This window comes from Mesorhizobium sp. M2E.F.Ca.ET.219.01.1.1, assembly GCF_004016445.2.
Lineage (GTDB): Bacteria > Pseudomonadota > Alphaproteobacteria > Rhizobiales > Rhizobiaceae > Mesorhizobium.
In genome coordinates, this window is sequence record NZ_SADT02000004.1 from 154,528 (window position 1) to 172,017 (window position 17,490).

The 17,490-nt window shown below is 58.9% G+C and carries 16 protein-coding genes and 1 pseudogene; 14 read left to right on the top strand and 3 right to left on the bottom strand.

Annotation, left to right across the window (positions count from 1 at the left end; all coding sequences use genetic code 11):
* Positions 1-336: 336 nt before the first annotated feature.
* The 12 genes from EN862_RS20735 to EN862_RS36270 all read left to right on the top strand — a co-directional run bounded on the left by EN862_RS20735 (position 337) and on the right by EN862_RS36270 (position 12,577).
* Positions 337-1,950, top strand: a complete 1,614-nt coding sequence (locus EN862_RS20735; RefSeq protein WP_127867764.1) for an ATP-binding protein — start codon at positions 337-339, stop codon at positions 1,948-1,950.
* A 121-nt stretch (positions 1,951-2,071) separates the two neighbouring features.
* On the top strand, positions 2,072-2,485 hold the full coding sequence (locus EN862_RS20740) for a hypothetical protein (protein ID WP_210235675.1): 414 nt from the start codon (positions 2,072-2,074) through the stop codon (positions 2,483-2,485).
* 69 nt (positions 2,486-2,554) lie between these two features.
* Positions 2,555-3,157 (top strand): hypothetical protein, encoded by a 603-nt coding sequence (locus EN862_RS20745; RefSeq protein WP_127867765.1) that lies wholly within the window; start codon positions 2,555-2,557, stop codon positions 3,155-3,157.
* A 32-nt stretch (positions 3,158-3,189) separates the two neighbouring features.
* Positions 3,190-4,530, top strand: coding sequence for a peroxidase (locus EN862_RS20750; protein WP_127867766.1), 1,341 nt, complete (start codon positions 3,190-3,192; stop codon positions 4,528-4,530).
* Positions 4,531-4,542: 12 nt separating this feature from the next.
* Positions 4,543-5,715 (top strand): DUF4331 family protein, encoded by a 1,173-nt coding sequence (locus tag EN862_RS20755; protein WP_127867767.1) that lies wholly within the window; start codon positions 4,543-4,545, stop codon positions 5,713-5,715.
* A gap of 21 nt (positions 5,716-5,736) precedes the next feature.
* On the top strand, positions 5,737-6,780 hold the full coding sequence (locus EN862_RS20760) for a hypothetical protein (protein WP_127867768.1): 1,044 nt from the start codon (positions 5,737-5,739) through the stop codon (positions 6,778-6,780).
* A gap of 138 nt (positions 6,781-6,918) precedes the next feature.
* The gene (locus EN862_RS20765; protein WP_127867769.1) at positions 6,919-8,028 is read left to right on the top strand and encodes an amidohydrolase family protein; all 1,110 of its coding nucleotides are present in this window, start codon (positions 6,919-6,921) and stop codon (positions 8,026-8,028) included.
* 583 nt (positions 8,029-8,611) lie between these two features.
* Complete coding sequence (locus tag EN862_RS20775) at positions 8,612-9,211, top strand: HupE/UreJ family protein (RefSeq protein ID WP_127867770.1); 600 nt, start codon at positions 8,612-8,614, stop codon at positions 9,209-9,211.
* A 104-nt stretch (positions 9,212-9,315) separates the two neighbouring features.
* On the top strand, positions 9,316-10,200 hold the full coding sequence (locus tag EN862_RS20780) for a Na+-dependent transporter (RefSeq protein ID WP_127867771.1): 885 nt from the start codon (positions 9,316-9,318) through the stop codon (positions 10,198-10,200).
* 17 nt (positions 10,201-10,217) lie between these two features.
* On the top strand, positions 10,218-11,504 hold the full coding sequence (locus EN862_RS20785; protein WP_127867772.1) for a DUF3300 domain-containing protein: 1,287 nt from the start codon (positions 10,218-10,220) through the stop codon (positions 11,502-11,504).
* A gap of 24 nt (positions 11,505-11,528) precedes the next feature.
* On the top strand, positions 11,529-11,894 hold the full coding sequence (locus EN862_RS20790) for a hypothetical protein (RefSeq protein ID WP_127867773.1): 366 nt from the start codon (positions 11,529-11,531) through the stop codon (positions 11,892-11,894).
* Positions 11,895-12,418: 524 nt separating this feature from the next.
* Positions 12,419-12,577: a hypothetical protein gene (locus EN862_RS36270; protein ID WP_189401261.1), complete on the top strand. Its 159-nt coding sequence runs from the start codon at positions 12,419-12,421 to the stop codon at positions 12,575-12,577.
* Between the two features lie 61 nt (positions 12,578-12,638).
* Here the strand turns inward: EN862_RS36270 and EN862_RS20795 are convergent, their stop codons facing one another.
* The 3 genes and pseudogenes from EN862_RS20795 to EN862_RS20805 all read right to left on the bottom strand — a co-directional run bounded on the left by EN862_RS20795 (position 12,639) and on the right by EN862_RS20805 (position 13,891).
* Positions 12,639-12,932, bottom strand: coding sequence for a hypothetical protein (locus EN862_RS20795; RefSeq protein ID WP_127867774.1), 294 nt, complete (start codon positions 12,930-12,932; stop codon positions 12,639-12,641).
* Positions 12,933-13,321: 389 nt separating this feature from the next.
* Positions 13,322-13,564 carry a conjugal transfer protein TraD gene (locus EN862_RS20800; protein ID WP_127867775.1) on the bottom strand — a complete coding sequence of 81 codons (243 nt, stop codon included), beginning with the start codon at positions 13,562-13,564 and terminating at the stop codon, positions 13,322-13,324.
* Position 13,565: 1 nt separating this feature from the next.
* Positions 13,566-13,891: pseudogene (locus EN862_RS20805) on the bottom strand (conjugal transfer protein TraD).
* Positions 13,892-14,063: 172 nt separating this feature from the next.
* Here EN862_RS20805 and traA point away from each other — a divergent pair.
* Both traA and EN862_RS20815 read left to right on the top strand, forming a co-directional pair.
* On the top strand, positions 14,064-17,105 hold the full coding sequence (gene traA, locus EN862_RS20810; protein ID WP_127867776.1) for a Ti-type conjugative transfer relaxase TraA: 3,042 nt from the start codon (positions 14,064-14,066) through the stop codon (positions 17,103-17,105).
* 126 nt (positions 17,106-17,231) lie between these two features.
* Entirely contained in the window at positions 17,232-17,447 is a 216-nt protein-coding gene (locus EN862_RS20815) for an AlpA family phage regulatory protein (RefSeq protein WP_127867777.1), read from the top strand.
* Positions 17,448-17,490: the final 43 nt, after the last annotated feature.

Genomic DNA, 17,490 nt, shown 5'->3' on the forward strand with positions numbered 1-17,490 from the left:
TATCGTGCGTTGGCCATACAAGCGTTGCACTCGACGTTCGGCCGCATGACTATTCGCCTTTTCAGTGATATCATCAGTCCGCCTTCCGTGATGCACCGATCGGATAGCCATGGTCCTCTAGGAGAATGCCAGTCGCTCCGATCGACAGGTCGCGAACTGAAGCTGCAAGCGGTCAAGGAAGGCAGGCTAGCGCATGTCTTCAGGACGTTGTAACTTAATAACAAAATATAATAACCAAAGCAGGTTGCAGGGGCACCGGATGTCATCCGGCTGATGCAAAAAAGATAGTCGTGACAACATCAAGACTCCTATGATGCGTGGAGGGTCGTGTCATCGATGTCGAAGAGTGCTACCGGGCAATCAACCTCGGACCCACGCCAGGATTTTCCTGTCATAGTCGCGGCATTGCCGGCAACTGCTCGGCAGAACCGCATTGCGAAGGGCGTCCTCACTTTCATGGCGATCGTGATCCTGATTGTGCTGCCTTTCGCCCATTTGAAACTTTACGAAGTCTCCGCGTTCATTCCCGTTCTTCAAACGGTCATGTGTTTTGCGGATCTCATAACGGCCGGTTTGCTCTTTGCTCAATTCTCGATCCAACCGATGCGGGCCCTGCTTGCACTTGCGAGCGGCTATATATTCAGCGGGATGTTTGCCTTTCTGCAGACATTCGCGTTCCCAGGGGCTTACGCTCCGAATGGCCTTATCGGTGACGGATCAAACAGCGCAGCGTGGCTGTTCTTGTTTTGGCACAGCGGCTTTTCGACGGCAGTGGTGGCGTATGCCCTGACCAAGGACGCGGACGAATCCGCGACCCTGCCCGACAGGTCGGTCGGAATTGCCATAAGCACCACAATCGTTTGCGTGATGATGATTATCGTTGGGCTGACGTGGGTCGTGACCGCCAGGGTAAGTTATCTGCCGGATTTCTATGTGACGCCGACCCAACAAGCTCCACTTGCCAGAGCCGCAAATTTTTTATTGGGGATATTAAGCGTCGGAGCGGCATCGTTGCTGTTCGTTCGGCGGCGTACGGTGCTCGATGTTTGGCTGATAGTGACGGTTCTCGCGACCTTAGCAGACCATACAGTGGCAATTATTCTAGCTGCTCCAAGATTTACCGCTGGTTGGTACATGGCTCGTGGTTTTGCGCTTGTCGCCAGTTGCACAACACTGTTGCTGCTGCTCACTGAAACGACGTTTCTTTACGCTCGCCTTGCCAATGTTATTGTCTTGTTGCGGCGCGAGCGGGAAGGCAGGTTGATGCATACCGAAGCGGTGGTGGCTGCGATCGCTCATGAAGTCCGGCAGCCACTGGCAAGCATCACGAACAACAGTGCTGCTGCACAGACGCTTCTGATGCGCTTCCCATCCAACCCCGCAACCGACCAAATAAAGGAAATTCTTGTCGACGTGGAACGTGACGGCTTTCGTGCCAATGAAGTGTTCGCGAACCTCCGCGCTTTGTTCAGCGACAAGCAGCGCAAGCGGTATCCCATTGACGCCAACGAGCTTGCACGGGAAGCGCTCCACGTGCTGCGCAGAGAACTCAAGGACAATGCTATTTCGACAAACCTGCAACTGAGCCCGGATCTGCCGCTTGTCGCGGGCCATGGCGGTCAATTGCGCGAGGTAATCCTCAACATCATTCAAAATGCGATCGACGCAATGGCGACCGTTGCCGATGGAGAACGGTTCCTTCGGCTCGAAACGCATGCGCATGGCGCCGCGAAAGTGGCCATTTCCGTCGAAGATTCAGGACCAGGGATCGATCAGGAAGAAATCGCCAGGATCTTTGATCCCTTTGTTACTACAAAGGCAAGCGGGATCGGGCTTGGTCTCGCTGTTTGCAAAAAGATCGTCGAGCAACACGGCGGCCACCTCTTGGCCTCATCTGAACGGGGCCGTGGAGCGCGATTTGAAGTTGTTCTTCCGACTCTGCCAGCCTGAACATGCCCGGCGCTATTGTCCCCGGGGACAATGGCCCTAGGGACAATAGTCCCGCGCTTCGCGCCGTCGCATTTTCCTGTCATTCACCGGCGTGAGTGTGTTCAACAGGTAGAGAGGCGACATGAGCACAATCATCGACATGATCGCTCGCGGATGGGAGAACTTTCTTGCTCGTCCGACAGGAAGCATGAATTTCCGATTCATCATTCAGCCGACGATTGCGACGATTATTGCCGTGCGGGCCGGCATTAAAGACGCTCGTGAGGGTCGGCCAGCATACCTGTGGGCAGCACTTACCAACCCGGAGTATCGTCTGGAGATGCTGCACGGCGGATGGAAGGACATGCGTATGCCCTTCCTTGTCGCTGCCACGCTCGACGCGATCTATCAGATCATTACTCACCAATTCATCTATCCCCTCGAATTGCTTCTCACCGCAACTCTGCTGGCGCTCGTGCCCTATTTTGTCCTGCGTGGCCCGGTGAACCGGGTTGCACGACGATTTATCGGCCGCATCACCTTACCGGGGCAATAAAGCAAAGACAGTGCGGGCTAGATCAACAGGCCAAGTCCCACCCCACCACCGCAACCTAGGAGCATCCCTATGACAAGTAAGACAAGTGAAGTCGTATTAGAACAGTTGAAGAAGCAAGACTGGGCACAGCCAGTGTTCATGACGATCCCGAAGGGAGGAACGTTCCCGGAAATTGTGGAGGAGGGTCGTTATGGGCCGATTTTCCCCAAGACGGCCTGCTGCTATGGGTTTTCGATTTTTGCAAAGGTCAAGCCCGGAAAGGAGGAGGCCTTCTACGAGCACGCTCAAAACGTTCAAAAACAGTTTGACGAAAATCCCACGATGATCGAGGCCTTCGAGCCACTGAAGCTGCATTACCTGCGCTGGGTGCTCATCCCGTGGAAAAACGAGATGTTCTTCATGTACCAGGCCGTCTTCGATACCGATTTCGACAAATACATTGAAGACATCATGCCGGTCTTCGCGAGCGGTTTAGAAGTCAGTTTCGTCAATCTGGAAGGATGGCCGGAAGACTGGCGGACCAATATACCGGCCCAGAACAAATTCTTCCGCGAGCATCACTGCCCGGCCTTTATGGAATACGCTTCATATCCGTTTGTGTCTGCTGACGAGGTCAGGAAAGCCCTCAAGCTCAAGGCCGCATTCTCAACCGTGCTCGATCAGATGCAGTAAGCCACTCAAATGCAGTAAGCTACGGTGGCGCCATGCTTGAACTTGACGACATCCAACATATCGTGTTGACGCGGGTCCCCTCTCTCACCGGGCGATACGAATTTCTTTCGTTTCGCCATGCGGCAGCGGGACGCGAGTGGCTAAAGGCGCTCAGTGACACAGTTCGTTCGACGGCGGCCGTTCGGGCCTCGAACGATAAGGACAGACGGTGGGTGACGGTGGCCTTCACTTGTAACGGCCTCCGCACCTTGGGTGTGGACGAAGCTTCCCTCGGCACTTTTCCCGCCGAGTTTGTACAGGGCATGGCAGCACGCGCAGCAACGCTGGGGGACATGGGTGCAAACCACCCTGACAACTGGATCGACAAGACAAACAGTCCAGACCTTCACGCCATCGCCATCCTATTTGCGCGCGATGCCGCCGAGCGGCAGCGATGCCAGACGGAACATGAAAAACTGATCGCCCAAATCGAAGGCGCGGAGGTGCTTTCCGCGCTGGACGTGGAGGCGCTGCCATTTGACTATCCGCGCGATCACTTTGGCTATCGCGACCGCATCTCACAGCCCGTCATCGAGGGCAGTGACGAGGTCCCAACCCCGGGCTCTGGCGGGCCCTTTAAGCCGGGTGAATTCATCCTTGGATATCCGGACGATGACGGGGTTCAACATCCGCTGCCACAGCCAGAAATACTGTCGCGCCACGGCAGTTTCATCGCCTATCGTCGTCTTGAGGAGCACGTCGGAAGATTCCGCGATTTCCTGCGCGAACACGGCGAAACGCCCGAAGGGCAGGAGCTCGTTGCCGCCAAACTCATGGGGCGCTGGCGCAGTGGTGCGCCGCTCATACTTGCTCCCGAGAAAGACGATTCTGCTCTGGCAGCCGATCCGCAGCGGAACAATGATTTCAACTACAAGCGAGAGGACCCGCTCGGATACGCTATGCCGTTGGGTGCGCATATCCGCCGTATGAATCCTCGTGACACGGCGCCGGGCATGAACCACCGTCGCATGATTCGCAGAGGTTCCACATACGGTCCATTGCTGCCGGAAGGCGCACCGGACGATGGCATGGAGCGCGGCCTGGCAGCATTAGTCATTTGCGCAAGTCTCATTCGGCAGTTTGAATTTGCGCAGAACGTCTGGATAAACGACCGCAATTTCCACGAACTCGGTAACGAACGAGATCCGATCATCGGCAATCAGGATGGAACGCTCGAATTTAAGATCCCGAAACGTCCTATTCGAAAGAAAATCACGGGATTGCCTGCGTTTACCACCGTGCGCGGCGGAGCGTACTTCTTTCTTCCCGGGATCAGAGCGCTGAAGTGGTTGGCGACCAACGGAACACCACAAGTCGATGAGACGATCGGTTGAGGGAGTGCTGACATGTCAGATCATGGTTCTAGTCCGCGTGCCGTAGCTGATCCCGTAATTGATATCACCGACCTGTTTGCCTTCCCCAGCCCAGAACGCCCGAATCACCTTATTCTGGTCATGAACACGTTTCCATATTGCGGGCCCTCAGCGCTCTTTTCCGACGCAATCGACTACCGGATTCGCTTGCGCCCGCTCACCATCGCCTCAACTGGGGCAAAAGCAGCATTCGCGGTTGGTGAAGAGGAAACCTCATTCAGTTGCACGTTCTCGGCTGCGCAGAAAATTAAGGGAAGTCATCAGTTCGTACAGGAGGGCGTGTGCCGGACGGCGCATGGCGAGACTATTACGTTCCGAGTCAACGACGGGCATGGTTCCCAATCAGGAGGACTGCGCGTTTTTGCGGGTATGAGATTGGACCCGTTCTTCTTGAACGGCGAGGGGATCCTGGCGACGGTGCTGACCCAGAAGCTCGCGTTCCCCGGAAATGGTAACAACACGGCGCACGGATACAACGTTCTCAGTATTGTCATCGAAGTCAACGTCTCCGACCTCTTCAAGTCGGGCGATGGGTTGCTCTTTGCCGTTGCCGCTGAAACGATGACCATCGGCTCCGTTCGATCGCGTCTGGAAAGAGCCGGACGCTCCGAGATAAAGCCGCTGGTTCTGCTCTTGAAAAATCTTGATCCTGTTAATCGCGATCTCGAGCTTCGGGAATTGTACAACCTCGAAGACCCGTTCCAATTGGGGCCGCACTATGTGGGTGCGTATCGTGCTCGGATGAACGCTAATCTTCCGTTTTTTGATGGCCTTGATGGCAAGACCGACTGGCCTTTGGATCAAGGCGGGACTCATCCGCTGACCGAATTGTTGCTGGCCGATTTCCTCGTGGTCGATGTTTCGAAGCCGTTCACAGAGGATGGTTGGTTCGAGATTGAGCGCGCGATGTTGAAGGGGGAACCCCATCGGACCTGCGGCGGCAGGTGGCTCAACCATGATGTGATCGATTCCATTTTCAATCTTCTCGTCAATGCGGGTAACGGCCCCTTAATCAGCGATGGGGTTGATCAGGCGACCCAACCCTCCTCGCGGGCATTTCCATTTCTGTCCCCTCCGAACCCCAGCCCTCCGTCGACGCTTCCGAACCTTTCTGCGACGATTGCGGCTTCGGCCACGCGCGACTGACGCTCCAAAGAGGATGATGCCATGTTCGGATCGAGCGATGTATCTGCCGCCAGGGAGCCGCGAACCACGGATGGCACAATCGCATTACTGAACCTGCAGTCCCAGATCGATGTATACGAACGATCGGCAGTTCATGGGCAAGGAGCGTTTGTTGAGCTTCTTATGCTGCGGGCCCATCTGCTGGGACGCATCAAAGATGCAGAGTGGGCCAATGAATTAGCAGAAGCGGGCGTCCGCCAGGCTGATGCTGATGGTGCAGCGTTTGTCACCCGAGCCAGGGTGCGTGCCACCTTTCACCGATTCACAGAGGCGCTGCGCGACCTTGATGAAGCCGAACGCCTCGGAGTGCGCCACGACGTGGCAGACAACGAGCGCGCCACAATCTTCCAGGCGATCGGACGGTACGCGGATTCCTTCGTTATCCGCCGGACCGCAGCGGATCATTTGTCCAATTTCGAAACGCTTGGTGCACTGACTGTGCTCCACGCTGAATCCGGTGATACCGCCACGGCCGAGATCCTGTTTGACAAGACTCGTTCGTGTTATGGTGTCGTCTGTCCATTTCCAATTGCGATGCTGGATTTCCAACGAGGTCGGATGTGGATGACGGCAGGCGATCTAAAGCAAGCACGCATCTGGTTCGAAGCTGCATGCTTTCGGTTGCCCGACTATGCCCCAGCACAGGGGCACCTGGCCGAAGTCGATGCTGCGCTTGGGGAACGCAAAGCTGCGATCAATCGTCTGAGCGAGTACGCAGTTTCCTCCGACGATCCAGATTACGCAGCCCAATTGGCCCGAATCCTGGGAGAAAACGGGCAGCCGGAAGAAGCGATACGGTGGAGCACATTGGCGCTGGCTCGCTACAACGTTTTGTTGGGATCCCATCCTGCGGCTTTTGCTGATCATGCGGCAGAGTTCTTTCTGGAGTCTGGAAACGATCCAGAAAGGGCGCTTGAGTTGGCGAATATGAACCTGGAGCTTCGGAAAACTCCACGAGCTCGTGAGCTCGTCGCTCGTGCGGCAGAAGCTGTTCGCCTGCGATGTCATCTTATGACTCAGGAGTGAGGCCTCATGTTTGTTGCGGATGGAAGGCTCGCAACGCAATCTCCCGCCTCCGCGAAATCGTCGTTGAACTAAGCCGGCGCGGCGCGACTATCATATTAAACCAACTTAGAGCCGGTCGAACAACGCAAGGTAGAAACAATGAAAAGGCGCGAGTTTATTACTTTGCTCGGCGGCACGGCAGTTGCCTCTCCCTTCACCGCAGCGGCGCAGCAGTCGCGACCTCCAAGCCCTGTGCGCGAGGACTGGGTGGGTCGGCGCAACGAGCCTGCACTCGAACCTGAGCTACCTATTGTGGACCCTCATCATCACCTCTTTGTCCGACCGGGATGGCGCTACATGCTGGACGACTTTCTGGCTGATACCGGTACGGGCCACAACATTGTTGGAACGGTACTCGTGGAGGCCAACTCGATGTACCGTGACTCCGGCCCGGTCGAGATGCGCCCTGTCGGCGAAGTCGAATTCGCCAATGGCGTGGCCGCGACATGCGCCAGCGGATACTGCGGCAAGACTAGGGTCGCAGCGGGCATTGTTGGGAACGCCGACCTCAGGCTGGGCAGCCGCGTTGAGGCGGTGCTTGACGCGCTTTTGCGCGCCGGTGGCGACCGACTCCGCGGAATTCGTTATATCACGGCCTGGGACGCGGACACTTCACTCCTCAATCCGGCCTATCCGGTACCGCCCGGGCTGCTTGGCGACAACACATTTCGCGAGGGCTTCGCGTTACTCGGCCCTTTCGGACTCTCGTTCGATGCTTTGGTTCTTCACCCGCAACTTAATGATGTCGCGAACCTGGCCGGTGCATTCCCGGACACGAAAATTGCTCTCAACCACGTCGGCAGGCTGGTCGGAGTCGGCGCCTATGCCGGCAGGCTAAGCGAGCAATTTCCCCGCTGGGCCGCGTCGATTAAGGCGCTCGCTGCACACGAAAATGTCTATGTCAAAGTCGGCGGACTCGGCCAAGCCGTCAACGGTCTCGGATTTGAGGAGCTAGCCGAGCCGCCGTCGTCGGAGACGGTCGCAAATGCCATGCGCCCCTATGTCGAGACCTGCATCGAAGCCTTCGGGGCACAGCGTTGCATGTTTGAAAGCAACTTCCCTCCCGACAAAGAGGGCTTCAGCTATTCAGTGTACTGGAACGCCTGTAAGTTGCTCACAAGAGGGGCGGGCGGGACGGAAAAGACGGATCTTTTCGCCAGAACGGCCACACGCTTTTATCGGCTCAACGGGATCGGGAATGCCGGTTGAATGGGCTTGCGGGAAGCGGGGACCGCGCGCCTTGTTCCGATATACTGGAGAGACTGTCAGCCCATATCGGTGGAATCCCGCTGCCGGACAAAGGGCTGACCGCGAACTATCAAGGCGCCTGGCATTATAGAAAGCGTATCAAGAGCCGGCAGCGCTCCGTAGGTTTGTAGCCGCGCGATGATGCTGCGGCTGACGCCGGACGAGACTGCAATCTCATTGTCCGGCTCGCCTGCCGCCAAGCGGCCCAAGGCGCCGCGAAAGTGGCCATTTCCGTCGAGGATTCAGGACCAGGGGGCGATCAGGAAGAAATGCCAGGATCTTTGATCCCTTTGTTACTACAAAGGCAAGCGGGATCGGGCTTGGTCTCGCTATTTGCAGAATGATCGTTGAGCAACACGGCGGTCACCTCTTGGCTTCGTCTGAACGGGACCAAGGCGCACGATTTGAAGTTGTTCTTCCGACTCTGCCAGCCTGAACAAGGCCAGCTATATTGTCCCCGGGGACAATGGCCGCAGGGACAATAGTCCCGCGCTTCGCGCCGTCGCATTTTCCCGTCATTCACCGCGTAAAACGAGGGAATCCGATGTTCAAGCGCTTGCTCTGCCTATTGACCGCAACAATCGCTACGACCGTCCCGGCATTCGCACATGTCGGTGTCGGCAGCCGTGACTCGTTCATTACCGGCTTCATGCATCCGCTGTCCGGCCTCGACCACATCGTCGTGATGGTCGCGGTTGGGCTTTGGGCCGCCACATTGGGCGGGCGTGCCCTCTGGCTCGTTCCGACGGCGTTCATCGCAAGCATGACTCTGGGCTACGTGCTCTCTCTTGCCGGAACAGGGTTCCCTGTCGTTGAGCACATGGTCCTGGCTTCGGTTATCGCGGTTGGTATCCTCATCGCCGCATCGGTCCGGCTGCCGGCGACGGCCGGAGCAATGCTCGTCGGCGCCTTCGCCCTTTTCCACGGGGCGGCGCATGGCGGCGAACTCGGTGCCGCCAATTCATTGGGTTTCGGTGTCGGCTTTATTATCGCGACTGCTCTCCTCCACGCTGCCGGAATTGGAGTCCGCCCGCTCTTCGTTCGCGGCATCGGGCTGGAAAGGCAAGCGGCCGATTCCGTCACCCGATTGCTGGGCGCGGTCGCCGCGGCTCTCGGCGCGCTGGCCGCGTTCGGTGCCGTATAGACGACAAGCATGACTGGCCGACGCGCATGGTGGCGGCCAGTCACCCATGACCAGGACGCCACCGGCCTGTCGCCATGGTGCAGTAGCATTTGGAGCAGGGTGTCATGACGCTTGCCAATCTGATTTCGAGCATACTCAGTCTGAGCTTGTTGGTGCTCGTCTTCGTGCTCGGGCTCAGAGCCAAGTTCGACGAGGTCACCTACCTGTTTCGCAACCCGGGTCTCCTTTGTCGTTCCATCCTCGCCATGAACATCCTGTTGGTGTGTATCGTTGTCGCGGCGAGCGTGCTTCTCAATCTTGATCCGGCCATCAAGATAGCGCTTGTGACTCTGGCGGTTTCTCCCGTTCCGCCTCTCCTTCCCAACAAGCAGATGGGCGCTGGCGGGACCTCCCACTACGCTATCGGGCTGCTTGTTGCAGCATCAGTCGTTTCGGTCGTCCTTGTGCCGCTTAGCATCGAGGCAATCGAGCATTTCTTCCCATTCGACCTCTACATTGCGCCGGGCAAGGTGTTTTCCGTTGTGGCGATGTCGATCTTCGTACCGCTGATACTCGGCATGTTAGTGGGGCGATTGGCGCCCAGCGTCGCCTCGAGAATTGCCGGTCCTTTGTCGTCAATAGCTATGGCCCTGTTGATCGTCGCGATCATTCCGGTCCTGATCAAGGCATGGCCCGATCTTTCTCGCCTTTTCGGGGACGGCGTGGTGCTCAGCCTCGTTCTCTTTACGGTCGTGGGACTGGCGCTTGGCCATTTGTTGGGTGGTCCGGAGCCGGCCAATCGAACGGCCCTCGCTCTCGCTAGCAGCACTCGACACCCCGCCGTCGCCATAGCGATTGCGACTCTCAATTTTCCGGACGTTCCCGGCGTTCCCGCCTTGATTCTCTACCACCTCGTGATCGGCGGGATCGTCTCGACGCTATATCTGCGATGGAGGCGAGGTACGACGCAGCCACCAATTGCCAGCTCGCATGCTGGCGGAAAGGGTTGATAGCTATGAATGGATTGATGAACTGGAGAGTCATCGCTGCCCTCGTCTTGGTTTCCGCGGGGATAATGGTGGCGCCATCCGAAGGACGTGCGCAACAGCAGGCTGCCTCCACGACGACATCCGATCAGCAAGCCCCGCCGGGACGCAAGGCGCTGAGCGCGATGGAGATGGAAGTGCTTGTGGCTCGGATCGCTCTCTATCCCGATGAACTCGTCGCCCTGATTACGAGCGCCTCTATCCATCCGCTGCAGATCGTCGAGGCCGGGCGATATCTCGATGCCTATGCCAAGGACAAGAGCCTTAAGCCCAAGGATAGCTGGGATGGCTCAGTGATCTCCCTGCTTAACTATCCGGAGATCGTGACGATGATGAGCCACGACCTGGCGTGGACCCAGCAGCTCGGAGACGCCATCGCCTGGCAACAGAAGGACGTATTGGCCGCCATTCAGAAATTGCGCAGTGACGCTGTGGCCAAGGGCGTGATCAAGAGCGGCGACCAGATCAAGGTGGTCAAGGAGAACAACAACATCGTGATCCAGTCGTCGAATCCTGAAGTCGTCTACGTGCCGCGCTACGATCCGAGGATTCTCTATGCGTCTGGCTATCCGCCGGCGCCGGTTGCCTACTACCCCAATCCCTATCCAAATTACTGGTATCCCACGGCAACCTTCTTCGCGGGTGCCGTCACCGGCGCGATATGGGCTGCGGCCGTTGACTGGAACAATGGCGGCGTATGGGGCGGTGGCTGGAACGGCAACGATATCAACATCGACTGCAACAACTGCTTCAACAACCGCAACTTCAACGGCAAGGTGAACCTCAACGACGTCGATTGGAGGAACGTCGACCGCTCCAAGATCAAGATAGACAACGACCAACTCGCCAAGTTCGATAGCACCAACATCCGCAACAGGGTCGAGGCGAACGATAACAATTCGCTCCGCAACCGCACGGCCGACATCAGGAACCGTGACATCGCGGCAAGCCGTCCGAACGCGGCGGGCAAGGCGAAAAACATTCACAAAAGAACGCTGGAAGGCCTTCGGCCGGCCGCACATCGGCCGAGTGCGGGCCAGCGTGACGCGGCAAGGGCGGCAGCGCGTAGTTCCCACAAGGTCGACCGATCGGTAGGCAGGCCTCACCGACCCGCTGCCAAGGCGGAGAGGCGGCCGAGCAGGCCTTCGGCACACGCAAACAGGGGGCATCGCAGCCAGGTTTCCAAGGTCAATTCGCACCGAGGAACGCACGCCAGGCACGGCGGAAGGGGCCACAGGCCCGTCAAACACCACCGGCGCCGGCGTTGAGAGGAGCAGGCACGATCTGGCGGGATGATTTCATCCCGCCATGGTCAACTGCTACGGATGAATGAATACCGAGACGCGCGTGGGCAACGACGGGAACACATCCATGTCAAACGATCACATCGGAAGTACGACTCGACGGACTATGCTCGCGGCTGCCGCGCTCGCAGTGACGGCCCCGGCGTCTTTCGCAAAAGCGAAGCCAAAGCCGAACGTCCGGCAGCTGAAATCCGAGCCCTGATCGAGACACATATCAAAGCCTTCAACGCACAAGACAACAAGCTCTTGTTCAGCGTGTTCAGTGACACCGCGATCATCATTGACGGCATTGCACCTTTTTGCTGGTTGAACCCTGATGCTCCTGCCAAATGGATGGCTGACGCTGAGAAATGACGTAAGAAACTTGGCGTAACCAAAGAGGAATTCGTCTACGAGTGGGGCTTTTCGAACGTCGAGGACTCCTATGCATACGCTGCTATCTCAGGGACCCTCACCGTAACGACGAAGGGGCCAACTTTTCAGACTACCGGGCTGCTGGCGTATACGTTTGCCAAGCGCGATGGTGTCTGGAAGATACAGGCGCAGACTTGGGCGCGAACGTCGTAACTTGCCCTTGGTCCTCATTGGCGCGTTTAAGTTCCTCAAGGGCGAGTAGAAGCTGCGCCATGCGTCGCTGAGAGACATTTTGGGACGCAGATTTAGAACGCAATCCCAGACCTATGCGGTGGTCACGCGACCTCAAGTCTGACGATTCACGATGGCAGCGCAGAGCCCTCACTACGGGCTCCAGAGCGTCACCTAGCATCGCGCGAGCCGATGCCCTGTCGGGACTAGAGCTGCCTCGCAGCGGCTTTCTGTATCACCTACCTGAAAACTCTCAGGGACGGCGGGCGACCGGCTGTTGCAGCGCTGGCGATATGGCCGAGGTGCCAGCAGAAGCGGAAAAGACCATGCTGGAGGTGGAGGTGTTGGCCCGCATCATCGCCGACAAGATGCAGTATCCTCACGGCGTCGGCTGTCGGATCGATCTCACCCATAAACTTGATTTTGTCCTGGTGGCGAGGCGGCGCGACTGAGCATTCGGCAAATTTGCCAACGCGGCCCGGCTGCTCAGGTGGCCGGGCCTTTTGATTTCTGTCACCCCGGGAGGCCGCCAGCCCGTTCGTCGCACTTGTAGATCGGGCAGCGGCCGTCACGGGTCGGGACATAGGCCGACATCGGCACCTGAGGCCAGTCGCACTCGTTGCCGAATTGCCTGACATAGCGTTCATAGGTGTTGGGGCCGGTGGTCAGTACCACGGAACGCTTGCTCTGGACCAGTTGCTGGAGTTGCTGGCAGCTCATCGTGCGGGTGTCGGGCCGGGCCTCACTGAGGCCGGTCGCGGCAAGCAGGATCGCTGCTGTCGTCAATGCAGTTAATAAGGTGGACATGGGCGGTATCCTCGATCGGGCAGGGCATGCCACACTCGCATCTGGGCCAGCGGTTCCGCAACAGCCAGTTGGCCGGGCTTCGATCGTCCCAGGAAGGACGTGACCGTAATTGGTCCGGCGACTTGGCCTACTGGGCCGTTTTTTAGCGATTGTGAGACTGCTGGAAGCCGGCCACGTCGTACTGTGACACGCTCTTCGGATTGTGAGTTCAGCAGAGGACTCAAGGTCTGCTTCCCGAAATCCTGCTTTCGAAACCGGAAGTTCCGCTTGCGGCCCCAACTAAGACATTTGACACCTTATACCGCAGCGTAGGCCCTCAGTGCGGCGCGGGCGGGGCTATGCTGTTTTGGGGCTTCGCGCCGCCCGCCATTGGCCAACCAGCGCTGTGTTCACTGGCTGTTTTGCTCTTCATGCCGTTCCGCATCGAATGCCTCCTTTCCCTTCGCCGCCCACTGGTCCCGCGCACGCTCGCCTTCATGGCTGCGTAGCTTGGCGGCGATCCAGAGCATAGTTCCATAGATGATGGCGCGATCGTCATTGGTCAGCTCGACGATGCCGGCCTTGACCACGAGGCCGCCGAGTTCGATCAGATGCCGGGTGCGCTTGCGGCGCTCGACCTGCCACGTGCGCATGTCATTGCGAGCCAGAGCCGCTTGCCGGCGATTGTGCGCTGCCCTGTTGTGCTGGAGCGCTACGAGGGTTGCGCTGAGATGCCGGAGCAGTTCGCCGGGAGCTGCCCTCGAAAAACATCACCCCACGCTTGGCCCATGCCTCACGCTTTGCGGCATCCTTCGTTTCGGCGATTGCGACCAACGCCCGGCCAGCTCGTCGGTGCTGAGTTGATCAGCGCCGGTGGCAATCACCAGCTCGCCAAGCTGCTGCACTTTTCGGGTTTTTAGCTCTTTGGCTTTGTCTTCCAGCGCCTTGAGTTCCGTGTCGAAGTCTCGCGGTTTGCGCATAGCTGTCTCCACCGGTTGTCGATGCGGCTATGATACGGGAGCGTCTGCTGAAAGGCTTCAGGCTTGCCGAGACAGCCCGGGACGGGCTGGTCCATCCCGAGATTTTTTCGAGGGAGGGCGCGCTTATACGTCGTGCCGACGTGCGCTTTGACGTGCAAATGATCTGGTCGCGATGGCGATCTATCATCTTCATGTCAAAGTCATTGGCCGCAAGGCAGGATCAAGTGCTGTGGCGTCTGCCGCCTATCGCTCGGCTTCCCGGCTGCGCGATGAGAGGATCGAACGCACTCACGACTTCTCGGCCAAGCGCGGCGTTGTCCATTCCGAGGTCTTGCTGCCGGAGAATGCGCCAGAAGCCTGGAGCGACCGCGAGCGGCTTTGGAACGACGTGGAGGCACTTGAGGTCAGGAAGGATGCGCAGTTGGCCCGCGAGGTGGAGTTTGCCCTGCCGCGCGATCTGAGCCAGGCGCAAGGCATCGAATTGGCGCGCGACTTCGTAAAGGCCGAGTTCGTCAGCCGAGGCATGGTGGCCGATCTCAACGTCCATTGGGACAGGGCAGAGGATGGCAGTCCAAAACCGCACGCCCATGTCATGCTCACCATGCGGTCGGTCGATGACAACGGTTTTGGTCCAAAGGTGCGCGACTGGAACGCTACCGAGATGGTGGAACGCTGGCGCGAGCGGTGGGCCGAGCTTGCCAATGAGCGCCTTGCCGAACTCGACATCGACGCCCGCATCGATCATCGCAGTCTGGAGGCGCAGGGCATTGCCTTGGAGCCGCAGACCCAGATTGGTGCTCCAGCGCAACGCATTGAGGGAAGCGGCCTTAACGTTGGCGAAACCGAAGCCGATCGCGCCGAACTGCACCGCGAGATCGCACGCAACAACGGCGCGCGCATCATTGCCGATCCATCCGTGGCGCTTGATGCGATCACGCATCAGCAATCGACCTTCACGCAACGGGACATTGCGAAGTTTGCGCATCGCCACAGCGATGGAGTGGAGCAGTTCGACGCGGTCATGGAAGCCGTCAGCAGAGCGCCCGATCTGGTTGAACTCGGCAAGGATGGACGCGGTGAAGATCGCTTCACGACCCGGCAAATGATCGAGACGGAACAGCGCCTGCATGGTGTGGCAGAACGCATGGCCGGAGAGGGATACCATGCGGTTAGTAACCGCAATCGTGCAACCGCTTTGGCGATGGCCAAGCAGCGCGGCCTTGTTCTGACGGGCGAGCAGACCGATGCACTGGATCACATCACGGACGGCCGCGATCTTGGCGTCGTTGTCGGTTTTGCCGGAACTGGCAAGAGCGCCATGCTGGGTGTCGCGCGCCAGGCTTGGGCGGCAGCAGGCTATGAGGTTCGAGGCGCGGCGCTCTCCGGTATCGCGGCCGAGAATCTCGAAAGCGGTTCCGGCATCTCGTCTCGAACCATCGCCAGCATGGAACACAACTGGGCACAGGGCCGCGATCTGCTCACCGCCCGCGATGTCCTGGTGATCGACGAGGCCGGTATGGTCGGCACGCGCCAGTTGGAGCGCGTGCTCTCCCATGCCGCAGACGTTGGCGCGAAGGTCGTGCTGGTAGGCGATCCGCAGCAGTTGCAGGCGATCGAGGCGGGCGCAGCGTTCCGCTCCATCCACGAACGCCACGGTGGCGTCGAGATCGGTCAGGTGCGTCGGCAGCGCAAGGACTGGCAGCGTGACGCAACGCGAGATCTTGCAACCGGCAAGATCGGTGCTGCGATTGGCGCCTATGACGCACAAGGCATGGTGCACCAGGCTGCGACGCGCGTCGAAGCGCGCAGCGATCTTGTCGAGCGCTGGGATCGCGACAGGCAGGCAGAGCCTGAAGCAAGCCGGATCATTCTCACCCACACAAACGACGAAGTGCGCGCGCTCAACAATGCGGCGCGCGAGCGTATGCACGCCGCTGGGGATCTCGGCGACGAGGTTCAGGTGGATGTCGAGCGCGGTGCAAGAAGCTTCGCACGCGGCGACCGGGTCATGTTCCTGCGCAACGAGCGGTCACTTGGCGTCAAGAACGGCACGCTCGGTGTGATCGATGAGGTCAGCACACAAAGCATGGCCGTACGCACCGACGACGGCAGGTCTGTGCGCTTTGACCTGAAGGACTATGCCCACATCGACCACGGCTATGCCGCGACCATCCACAAGGCGCAGGGCATGACGGTCGACCGCACTCATGTGCTGGCGACGCCAGGCATGGATGTGCACAGCAGCTACGTGTCCCTGTCGCGACATCGCGACAGGATGGACCTGCATTACGGTCGTGATGACTTCGCGACGAGCGAACGGCTCGTCCGGACGCTGTCACGCGACCGCGCCAAGGACATGGCGTCGGATTACGATCAGATCGACCCGGTGCAACACTATGCCGAGAGACGGGGGATCACCTTCCGTGAGCGCGTGGTCGAGATCGTGCGCCGGGTCGTTCCGGAGAAGTTGCGCGACAGGATCGGCGGGTTGCTCGACGGGTTGCGCTCGCCCGCAGACGCCGAGCCCGGAAAAGACCGTGGTCATCAGCCGGGAAGGGAAGACGGTCGATCGCAAAACGGCGATGCCGCGCCTGGAAGAGAAGCTTACGCCAGGGGAGCGCAGCGGGAGGCGGATGCGCGGGTGGACCCGGAAGCGGCGTTGCGTAGAGATCGCACGAAGGCGCTTGTGCGCCACGCGCGTGCTCTCGACGCTGTTGCGCGTAGCGGAAATGCGGACGGGCAGGGGACTCCTGAGCAGATGCGCGAATTGAGGGATGCCCGCGACGGTTTCGAGCAGGTTCGGCCGCATGGCTGGCGCGATGCCGAAGCGGCCTATGTCAAGAATCCCGAGTTGGTTCGTGAAGCGGGCGCCGGTCGGGTCAACCGCATCGTGCTCGCTCTTCAGCTTGAAACTGAAATCCGCTCCGGGATGGACATCGATCCGGTCCGCCGCGCCGACCGTTTCGTGGAAAGCTGGCAGAAACTCCATCGGACAAGCCAGGAGCAATACCAGGCAGGCGACATGTCCGGCTACAAGTCAACGCGCTCGGCTATGTCTGACATGGCCAAGAGCCTCGAACGCGATCCGCAACTGGAATCGCTACTCGCCAATCATAAGAAAGCGCTTGGCATCCAGGTCGAATCCGGCCGGCGCCTGGGTGTAGAACTCGCGTTCAACCACGGCATTGGCAGCGGGCGCGGCATAGGAATCTAACCTCCGATTTGCCGCCGTTCCCACGCCCTAGATCGAGGAGACGACAAATAGGATTGCGCCCGAACTTTGGATGGTCGCGTCTGGTTCCAGAAGGTGCCAAATGCTCTCAGCGAAAGGCATGGCGTTATGCCTGAACCGGATCGTATCATTCGCCTCAACACCGTGCTTGCACGGACCGGCCTGTCCCGCTCAACAATGTACCGCAAGATCGCCGATGGCACGTTCCCGGCTCAGATCAAGATCAGCGTCAACGGTGCGGGATGGCGGGAATCCGATATCAATCGGTGGATCGCTGATCCCGTCTCCTGGCATACAAGAGCGTGGCGAAATAACCGCGAGTGATGTCGATTTGCATGTTGCTGCCCCGATGAGCACTCCGCTCTTC

What these genes read in the sequence shown, in the direction of transcription:
- EN862_RS20775 (WP_127867770.1), top strand. Translation starts at nt 8,612, where the DNA reads ATGTTCAAGCGCTTGCTCTGCCTATTGACCGCAACAATCGCTACGACC.
- EN862_RS36270 (WP_189401261.1), top strand. Translation starts at nt 12,419, where the DNA reads ATGGCCGAGGTGCCAGCAGAAGCGGAAAAGACCATGCTGGAGGTGGAG.
- EN862_RS20750 (WP_127867766.1), top strand. Translation starts at nt 3,190, where the DNA reads ATGCTTGAACTTGACGACATCCAACATATCGTGTTGACGCGGGTCCCC.
- EN862_RS20800 (WP_127867775.1), bottom strand. Translation starts at nt 13,564, where the DNA reads ATGCGCACGTGGCAGGTCGAGCGCCGCAAGCGCACCCGGCATCTGATC.
- EN862_RS20755 (WP_127867767.1), top strand. Translation starts at nt 4,543, where the DNA reads ATGTCAGATCATGGTTCTAGTCCGCGTGCCGTAGCTGATCCCGTAATT.
- EN862_RS20790 (WP_127867773.1), top strand. Translation starts at nt 11,529, where the DNA reads ATGATTTCATCCCGCCATGGTCAACTGCTACGGATGAATGAATACCGA.
- EN862_RS20765 (WP_127867769.1), top strand. Translation starts at nt 6,919, where the DNA reads ATGAAAAGGCGCGAGTTTATTACTTTGCTCGGCGGCACGGCAGTTGCC.
- traA (WP_127867776.1), top strand. Translation starts at nt 14,064, where the DNA reads ATGGCGATCTATCATCTTCATGTCAAAGTCATTGGCCGCAAGGCAGGA.
- EN862_RS20785 (WP_127867772.1), top strand. Translation starts at nt 10,218, where the DNA reads ATGAACTGGAGAGTCATCGCTGCCCTCGTCTTGGTTTCCGCGGGGATA.
- EN862_RS20760 (WP_127867768.1), top strand. Translation starts at nt 5,737, where the DNA reads ATGTTCGGATCGAGCGATGTATCTGCCGCCAGGGAGCCGCGAACCACG.
- EN862_RS20735 (WP_127867764.1), top strand. Translation starts at nt 337, where the DNA reads ATGTCGAAGAGTGCTACCGGGCAATCAACCTCGGACCCACGCCAGGAT.
- EN862_RS20740 (WP_210235675.1), top strand. Translation starts at nt 2,072, where the DNA reads ATGAGCACAATCATCGACATGATCGCTCGCGGATGGGAGAACTTTCTT.
- EN862_RS20815 (WP_127867777.1), top strand. Translation starts at nt 17,232, where the DNA reads ATGCCTGAACCGGATCGTATCATTCGCCTCAACACCGTGCTTGCACGG.
- EN862_RS20780 (WP_127867771.1), top strand. Translation starts at nt 9,316, where the DNA reads ATGACGCTTGCCAATCTGATTTCGAGCATACTCAGTCTGAGCTTGTTG.
- EN862_RS20795 (WP_127867774.1), bottom strand. Translation starts at nt 12,932, where the DNA reads ATGTCCACCTTATTAACTGCATTGACGACAGCAGCGATCCTGCTTGCC.
- EN862_RS20745 (WP_127867765.1), top strand. Translation starts at nt 2,555, where the DNA reads ATGACAAGTAAGACAAGTGAAGTCGTATTAGAACAGTTGAAGAAGCAA.